Source organism: Vibrio genomosp. F10 str. 9ZD137 (assembly GCF_049974785.1).
Lineage (GTDB): Bacteria > Pseudomonadota > Gammaproteobacteria > Enterobacterales > Vibrionaceae > Vibrio.
This window is the reverse complement of sequence record NZ_JBNGCJ010000868.1, coordinates 1-2,108: the sequence shown is the minus strand read 5'-3', so window position 1 is coordinate 2,108 and position 2,108 is coordinate 1. Positions and strand designations below refer to the sequence as shown.

3 protein-coding genes are annotated in these 2,108 nt (G+C 45.3%); all 3 read left to right on the top strand.

Annotated elements, in window-relative coordinates; translation table 11 throughout:
* Positions 1-529 (top strand): formate dehydrogenase FDH3 subunit beta (fdh3B, locus tag ACP45E_RS19565; protein WP_069585451.1); only part of this gene is annotated, 529 nt, incomplete at its 5' end.
* Positions 530-541: 12 nt separating this feature from the next.
* The gene (locus ACP45E_RS19560) at positions 542-1,582 is read left to right on the top strand and encodes a formate dehydrogenase subunit gamma (protein WP_017038591.1); all 1,041 of its coding nucleotides are present in this window, start codon (positions 542-544) and stop codon (positions 1,580-1,582) included.
* A complete protein-coding gene (locus ACP45E_RS19555) occupies positions 1,566-1,982 on the top strand; it encodes a hypothetical protein (protein ID WP_017038592.1) in 417 nt (138 codons plus the stop codon). The genes ACP45E_RS19560 and ACP45E_RS19555 overlap by 17 nt, the downstream gene beginning before the upstream one ends.
* The last annotated feature ends 126 nt before the right edge of the window (positions 1,983-2,108 follow it).

Sequence of the window (2,108 nt, the reverse complement as noted above, 5' to 3'; positions counted from 1 at the left end):
TGATGATGCCTTGGAATGGGGTATTCAGCGTCGACGTGTAGTTACGTTGAATGATGGTGAACCCGGTGAAAACTCGATTTCAGTTGCCTGTATGCACTGTACCGATGCGCCGTGTAAAGCCGTCTGTCCAGCGGACTGTTTTGAGCATACAGAAGATGGCATTGTTCTTCACAATAAAGATCTCTGTATTGGTTGTGGTTACTGCTTATTTGCGTGTCCATTTGGTGCGCCCCAGTTTCCTAAGCAAGCGGCGTTTGGTGAACGTGGGAAAATGGATAAGTGTACGTTCTGTGCAGGTGGCCCAGAAACGGAATCTGGCTCCGTAGAGGAACAGCAAAAATACGGTGCAAATCGTATTGCAGAAGGCAAACTACCGATGTGCGCATCTTTATGTTCGACCAAAGCACTGCTTGCCGGAGATGCTGAAAAGGTCTCTGATATTTTCCGTCAAAGGGTTGTTGAGCGTGGGGCGAAAGACGCAGGCTGGACCAATGGTGAAGACCTCTCTTTTGATGCGACTAAAAGCTAACAGGGACCAGGTATGCGATTAGATTTAATACGAAAGTCTCTTGTATTGCTGTCTCTAGTGGGCGCAATACTCGCTTCGTTATCATTTCAAGCTTTTGCCAACACGGAGCCAGCAGTCTCAGAACGCGAGATAACTCAACTGGCTGGTGCTGATTTCTGGCGCCAAGTTCGAGCTGGGGAAGAGGGCGTTACGACGTCACAATTCCCAGAGCATGGTGTGCTGATTAGTGCGCCTGGACAGACTTGGTACATCCTTAAAGAGAAGTGGATGTCTCCTGCTGGAGCTGTTGCTATTTTTGGCAGTATTTCAGTGGTTGCACTTGCCTATCTTATTGTTGGACCAGTCATGTTAAGTAAGCCACGAACTGGAAGAAAAATTAAACGTTGGACTCGCTTAGATCGCGCTTTGCACTGGAGTATGGCCTTCACATTTCTTACCCTTGCATTTAGTGGCCTAATGCTTGTTTACGGTAAGCATTTTTTGAAACCCTATGTACCAACTGAACTTTGGGGCTTCGTGATTATGCTCGCCAAACAGTACCACAACTACTTGGGTCCACTGTTTGGTGTGTTGCTGATCCTAATCCTATTCAAGTGGTGGCGGAAATCGATTTTCCGCAAAGTTGATGTCACCTGGTTTATGAAGTTCGGTGGAATGGCAGGAAAACACAAAGGCAGCCACCCATCGGCTGAATTTTCAAACGCTGGAGAAAAGGCGCTTTTTTGGCTGCTTATTGTCGTTGGAACGGTGGTCGCTTTTAGTGGGCTGGTCTTAGACTTTCCTATTTTTGGTCAAACCCGTCGCGATATGGAGCTGTCTAACCTTATCCATATGTTATCAGCACTTATTTTGATCTGTGGCTTCGTCTTCCACATTTACATAGGCTTGTTTGGCATGGAAGGCGCGTTAGAGGCGATGGTCACCGGTGAAGTTGATGAAACATGGGCAAAAGAGCACCATGATCTGTGGTACGAAGACGTGATGCTAGAAGAACAGAAAAGCGAGCAGAAGCAAGCAAACGTCAAGGAGATGAGCAATGAACAAGCATCATAAGGGGATTTGGTTTGCCTATGTTGCAAGCTTATTCACGCCGTTAACCTGTTTACTCTCGGGTGTTATCGCCATCGTCTATGCAGGTTACCGTCTTGATAAAGGTGAAGATTCAGAGGTGGTGATTTCTCATTATTATGGGTTAATTCGTAGCTTCTTTTTAAATCTGACGTTTTTTGTTGTGCTGATCGTGACGATTGCAACATCGAATGGGGTCCTAATCGGCATCAACGACTACTGGTATAACAGTACGATCATTGATTCTGTCGCCTATTTCATACCTATTGTGGGGATTGCCTTAGCGGCCATTGCCATATTAATTTGGTTCGTGCGCATGTTTAAAGGAATGAAGCAGCTAAAAGCTAATCTTCCTCTACAGACAATGAAAGGCCCCAACTTATAAGATTGTTCGTCTTTCTCGCTGATCGACTGACTGAGATGAAAAAATGAGGATGGTGTTTACTACAACACCATCCTCATTTTTTGCTTAATAGAAGAAATTCTATTGTTGTTCTTATCTTGTTGTTCT

What these genes read in the sequence shown, in the direction of transcription:
- ACP45E_RS19560 (WP_017038591.1), top strand. Translation starts at nt 542, where the DNA reads ATGCGATTAGATTTAATACGAAAGTCTCTTGTATTGCTGTCTCTAGTG.
- ACP45E_RS19555 (WP_017038592.1), top strand. Translation starts at nt 1,566, where the DNA reads ATGAACAAGCATCATAAGGGGATTTGGTTTGCCTATGTTGCAAGCTTA.